The sequence below is a fragment of the Fictibacillus phosphorivorans genome (assembly GCF_001619875.1).
In the GTDB taxonomy this organism is placed as follows: Bacteria; Bacillota; Bacilli; order Bacillales; family Fictibacillaceae; genus Fictibacillus; species Fictibacillus phosphorivorans_B.
In genome coordinates this window covers 1-4,887 of the sequence record NZ_LRFC01000017.1, presented here as the reverse complement: position 1 = coordinate 4,887, position 4,887 = coordinate 1, and the positions used below count along the sequence as shown (strand labels likewise).

The window sequence follows — 4,887 nt, the reverse complement described above, 5'->3', positions numbered from 1 at the left end:
ATGGGCGGCATGATGTAATTAAACTAAAGAAACCCTTGTATTATCAAGGATTTCCGAAGTTTTAAGTCGCTGATTTTTGATAAAAAATCACATTTCAATCACATTTCATTTAGAAATCTTATAATTGAGGATGTTTCCGAAAGTCTCATTGACTTTATGTGAAGCATCCTCTTTCATTTTTTCAGTGACGTGAGTATAAATTTTTAATGTGGTTTTCATATCATCATGGCCGACTCTCTTCATTATAGTTGTAATGTCTACTCCAGCTGATGCAAGCATGCTGATATGTGTGTGCCTGAAGATGTGGGGTGTAGCATGTTTTTTAATGGATGTCTTTGCAAGAAGTCTCTCCATTCGAACTAAAACATTTTTAGGTGCTATCGGATAGCCATTTTCACGAGAAAAAATAAAATTTCCGTCATGAAAGTCTTCAGTATTTTTTCTAGCATCGTTTTGCAGTCGGATTTGTTTCATCCTATGAGCTTTTAACAGGTCCATGATCCGATCAGGTAAATCGAATTTTCGTATAGATCCTTTGGTCTTAGGAGGTGTTAAATCATACTTTCTCATATTATTTGTCTCGTTTGTAAGAGTTTTTGTGACACGAACTTCTTTTTTGTTAAAGGTAATATCCGTCCATTTTAGTGCGCACATTTCTCCAGAGCGCATTCCTGAGAAGGGAAGTAAGTAAAATATTTCACGATCCAGGTACAATCCGAATTCTTCCACAGCATCAAGGAACTGAGAGATTTCATCTGTTTCTAAGAATTTTTCTTCTATACTTTGATTTTCAATTTCCTCAACTGTAATTCGCTTTTTTGGAATAACTGCATGTAGGGTAGGACTTTCCTTAATTAATTTTTCTTTTACGGCATACTTAAAAATCATCCCTGCAGTAACATGCACACCTTCAATTGTTGTTCTGGCATATTCTTGTGCAGCTAAATCTGTTAATATTTTTTGGTACATTTTTGGTGAAACTTTATCTATGTTTACCATCGCAATGTAACGATTAATAATTTTTATTTCCTTTTCTCTGATACGCACAGTACTACGCTTTACACCAGTTAATGTATAGACGCTTAACCATTCTAAGGACAATTTATCAAATGTAATGTTTTTGACCCTTTTTTCATCAATCCCATTATCCTCTAAGTTCTTTAGAGCTTCTTCTACTTTCTTTGCAGCTTCTTTTTTACTTTTTGCACGCCTGGAAATCTGTTTTCTCTTTCCAGTGACAGGATCACGAGGTCCATCAGCCACGCACATCCACTTTTTTCCTTTAATAAGTTCTCTGCAATACATAGTTTTTGGCTCCTTTCTGATTACTTAATCTTCTTCTTATTTGGTTCAGTCTTTCGGAACAAAGTTCTTCAGAAACTTTAAAGTCTTTCTGCCAATGATCAATGATGTTAGGATCGTTTAAGTCGTATTCGTTCAGCATGTGATAAGGGATAGCTGCGTACCGGGTGAAATTTCTAGCATCGTACTCTTGAAGTTCTTTGAACGCAGCAGGCATAATTTTCATTTGATAACCAGCATGCCTTAATATATGACACCATTCATGATAAAACTGTTCACGCTGTAATGGTGGTACAATTCTTGAATCAACTGTGATGCTTTTAAAATTCCCGTTTTCATATGAAGTCGAGGGAATAGGTTTTTTAAAGTAAAAAATATTATAAACCCAAGCGATTCGATCCTCACAAAGTTCATTTGGCGTAAAAATTTTCATGCGCTTATATTTTTCTGTAATCCATGACTCTAAAGGGGTTGGGAAATAGATTTTACTCATGATGCACCTCTATTCCGAACGTATGTTCGTTTTTCTTTTATAAGAAAAAGCCTGATCAGGCTTTAACATTTTTTATTTAAGCTCCATTGGTATTATTCTTTAAATAAGTTTCGATAGTTTTTTTTAATTCTAATGCTAATTCCATTTCTTTTTTTGAAAAAAGAATCTCCGTGCCACCTGGAGTTAATAAAGTATCTTTATTCCCTATTACACCAAATTTAATTGAACCGCCAGTCATTATACCAGGCTTTTTAAGTTGTATGTTTGTTATAGAGTCGATTTTAATACCTTTTTCATCTTTAAGTCCTTGAGCTTTATTCAAAAAACCTTTTCTGGAAATCATTAGATAGCCGTTATCGATCTTAATCGAAGTTTTTCCACCATGAACAAACTCAAAAGTACTTTGCAAAGAGAACCCCCCTAAAAAAAAGTTTGTATAAAAATTACAAAGTTAACTTAAAAATAAAAACGCTAATTGTGCGTTCTTCCCACTAGATATCGTTAAAAGATTTTCCCTCAAATGTATAACTTAGAATTTCTTTTTTAAAAGTTAAAGTAACTATCTTTTTTGTTGTATCGATACTCAGGTTAGAAGTCAAATCCATGGGTTTCCATTTATGAATAACTTTATTATTTGTTATATCAACTATATGTAACTTTCCCCCATCTCCATTATGTTTGCGGTTATTACAGAGTTGTATACAAGCAATTGTGTTATCATCACTTAAAGTTCCGTTTGAGAAAGGTAAGGCATCGAATGTTTGATCAACAACAATATGTCCTTCGGGATTTAATACATAAAATCTTGAAATAAGTTTCTGTAAATCTTCTATGTTAGACATTTCGACATATCCATCATTGTTTATTGAAAAGCGAAGGTAATTAATTTCTCCATACTTATTCGGTACGAAATAAACCATTTTATTAAGTGAACAATCTACTAAGACTAAGTACGATTTATTTAATGTGAAAAAGTAATTCTTGTTAGGAGAGTAGGCGCCAGAATAAATGAAATCACCTAGTACATTTGAATATAGGTATCCGTTTTCAATCGTGAAGTCAAAATAAATGTTATCAAACATGAACTCTTGATTACCGTCAAACGGTTCGTTAAATGATGACCGGATTTTTTTCGTATAACCTTTCAGTAAAGATGTTATCTTTTTCATGGATTTAATCCTCTAATAAATCTTCTATTTATCGTTTTTCTCATTATATTGTTTTGCCATAAGCCGTAAACTCTCAATATGTTTTTTTACTGCTTCAATATCTTCTTCACTCAATCCCTCCAGATCAAAGAAGAATAGGTTTTCGTTTTCTTGAGACTTGTCTTTGTTACCGGTTATTAAGAAATCTATGGAAACATCATATAAATTTGCTATTTTGGCTAGCATATCTTTATCGGGGGTACGGATTCCATATTCCCAGTTAGCATATGTAGATACTGTTTTAATCCCCAGCCTTCTTGCTACCTCTGTTTTAGACCAGCCTTTATTTTCTCTTAAATTTTCAAGGATTTTCGGAGTTTTATCATTCATTTATGTACACCTTATTTCCATTTATTAAATAAAGAATATCACGTTTTACACAGAGTATATAAAAAGTTACACAAAAAGAATAAAAAACTATTGACTTACACATATCGAGTAATATATTATTTAATTACAGGTTACACACATTGAGTAAAGAGGTGAAAATATGACTCTGAAGACCTTAAGAGAAATTCGATTGAATCAAGGTAAGTCACAAACATTCATGGCGAAGAAATTAGGCTATAAATACGCTAGTGGTTATGCCAACATCGAGATGGGTAGAAATAAACCCAGCTTAGAGATAGCCAAGAAAATAGCGGATATTCTTAACGAAGATGTAAATGTTCTTTTTTTTAATAAAAATATACACAATTTGAGTAAAAACAACTCTGCTTAATGGTTTTCCCACAACTGCATAGAGCACCGAACGAGCGGGAAGGAGCCACGATCCGAAAGGTGAGCCCAGCCTAAATACATACAGACGGTCACCGCCAAGACGTCGATGCTGCATGCAGTTGTGGCAACGAAAAAATTTTTTACTCATTGACTGGTAAATAAAAACTCAAATTACTTAATCAAGGAGGTGTGCTTGAATGTTCAAATTCGATTTTGACGAAGCGATGATTGAACAAATTTCTCAAAAGATTGCTGACCGTGCCTATGAAAAACTAGTTGAAAGATTCGATCGCGTAAACAATCTCCCTTACTTATTAACAAGAACTGAAGCAAAAGAATTGTTGCGTTGTGGTGAAACAAAAATGTCTGAACTATTTGCTCGACCTGATTTTCCTATCAATACTGAATTCGGTAAACGTGTTCCCACAAAATTGCTTTTTAAATGGATTGAACAGAACACTCGCTGGGTTAAACAAAACACAAATTACTTTGATAGGGAGGTAGTTTAAATGAATGAACTACAAAAACTGTTTGATTTTCGTGGCCAGCAATTAAGAGTTGTTGAACAAAATAACGAACCTTGGTTTGTTGCAAAAGATGTTTGTGACATTTTAGAAATCAAAAACAATAGAGATGCCCTTTCAAAACTAGATGAAGAAGAAAAGGGAGTAGCTTTAACCGACACCCTTGGCGGCAAACAAAAATTATCTATTGTTAACGAGTCAGGTCTTTACGAATTAATCTTCACCAGCCGTAAGTTGGAGGCGAAAGTTTTCAAGAAGTGGGTTAAACAAGAAGTACTTCCTTCTATTAGAAAACACGGTGCATATCTAACACCTCAAAAGATTGAAGAGGTCCTTCTTAATCCAGACACGATCATCACATTGGCAACTCAGCTAAAAGATGAGCAAACGAAACGCTTTCTAGCAGAACAAACGATTCAAAAGCAACAGCCACTTGTTAGTTTTGCTGAATCATGTATGGCATCTGATAGATCCTTACTAGTAAGAGAGCTTGCAAAGCTAGTTTCTAAGCAAGGCATTCTAATCGGTGAACGTAGACTTTATCAGAAGCTCAGAGATTGGAGACTGATCTTCTTAGCAAAGAATGAACCATATCAAGAATATGTAGATCGCGGCTACTTTGAAATAAATCAAGGTGTAA

The 4,887-nt window shown here is 34.0% G+C and carries 8 protein-coding genes; 3 read left to right on the top strand and 5 right to left on the bottom strand.

Translation table 11 applies throughout. The features are described from left to right. Nucleotides 1-105: 105 nt before the first annotated feature. The 5 genes from AWM68_RS09300 to AWM68_RS09280 form a co-directional block, all read right to left on the bottom strand. Nucleotides 106-1,305 carry a tyrosine-type recombinase/integrase gene (locus tag AWM68_RS09300; protein ID WP_066240367.1) on the bottom strand — a complete coding sequence of 400 codons (1,200 nt, stop codon included), beginning with the start codon at nt 1,303-1,305 and terminating at the stop codon, nt 106-108. Beyond that, complete coding sequence (locus AWM68_RS09295) at nt 1,283-1,795, bottom strand: ImmA/IrrE family metallo-endopeptidase (protein ID WP_066240365.1); 513 nt, start codon at nt 1,793-1,795, stop codon at nt 1,283-1,285. Before AWM68_RS09295 ends, AWM68_RS09300 begins: the two co-directional genes overlap by 23 nt. A 76-nt stretch (nt 1,796-1,871) precedes the next feature. Then, nucleotides 1,872-2,204: a hypothetical protein gene (locus AWM68_RS09290; protein ID WP_066240362.1), complete on the bottom strand. Its 333-nt coding sequence runs from the start codon at nt 2,202-2,204 to the stop codon at nt 1,872-1,874. An 82-nt stretch (nt 2,205-2,286) separates the two neighbouring features. After that, nucleotides 2,287-2,964 carry a hypothetical protein gene (locus AWM68_RS09285; RefSeq protein WP_066240361.1) on the bottom strand — a complete coding sequence of 226 codons (678 nt, stop codon included), beginning with the start codon at nt 2,962-2,964 and terminating at the stop codon, nt 2,287-2,289. 24 nt (nt 2,965-2,988) lie between these two features. Further along, a complete protein-coding gene (locus AWM68_RS09280) occupies nt 2,989-3,333 on the bottom strand; it encodes a helix-turn-helix domain-containing protein (RefSeq protein ID WP_066240358.1) in 345 nt (114 codons plus the stop codon). A 160-nt stretch (nt 3,334-3,493) separates the two neighbouring features. Between AWM68_RS09280 and AWM68_RS09275 the strand changes: the two genes are divergently transcribed. The 3 genes from AWM68_RS09275 to AWM68_RS09265 all read left to right on the top strand — a co-directional run. Then, on the top strand, nt 3,494-3,724 hold the full coding sequence (locus tag AWM68_RS09275; RefSeq protein ID WP_066240354.1) for a helix-turn-helix transcriptional regulator: 231 nt from the start codon (nt 3,494-3,496) through the stop codon (nt 3,722-3,724). Between the two features lie 196 nt (nt 3,725-3,920). Further along, a complete protein-coding gene (locus AWM68_RS09270) occupies nt 3,921-4,232 on the top strand; it encodes a hypothetical protein (RefSeq protein ID WP_066240351.1) in 312 nt (103 codons plus the stop codon). Beyond that, nucleotides 4,233-4,887 (top strand): BRO family protein (locus AWM68_RS09265; RefSeq protein ID WP_066240350.1); only part of this gene is annotated, 655 nt, incomplete at its 3' end. It abuts the gene before it with no gap.

Coding starts and splice junctions, on each gene's coding strand:
- AWM68_RS09270 (WP_066240351.1), top strand. CDS start 3,921: ATGTTCAAATTCGATTTTGACGAAGCGATGATTGAACAAATTTCTCAA.
- AWM68_RS09285 (WP_066240361.1), bottom strand. CDS start 2,964: ATGAAAAAGATAACATCTTTACTGAAAGGTTATACGAAAAAAATCCGG.
- AWM68_RS09275 (WP_066240354.1), top strand. CDS start 3,494: ATGACTCTGAAGACCTTAAGAGAAATTCGATTGAATCAAGGTAAGTCA.
- AWM68_RS09280 (WP_066240358.1), bottom strand. CDS start 3,333: ATGAATGATAAAACTCCGAAAATCCTTGAAAATTTAAGAGAAAATAAA.
- AWM68_RS09300 (WP_066240367.1), bottom strand. CDS start 1,305: ATGTATTGCAGAGAACTTATTAAAGGAAAAAAGTGGATGTGCGTGGCT.
- AWM68_RS09295 (WP_066240365.1), bottom strand. CDS start 1,795: ATGAGTAAAATCTATTTCCCAACCCCTTTAGAGTCATGGATTACAGAA.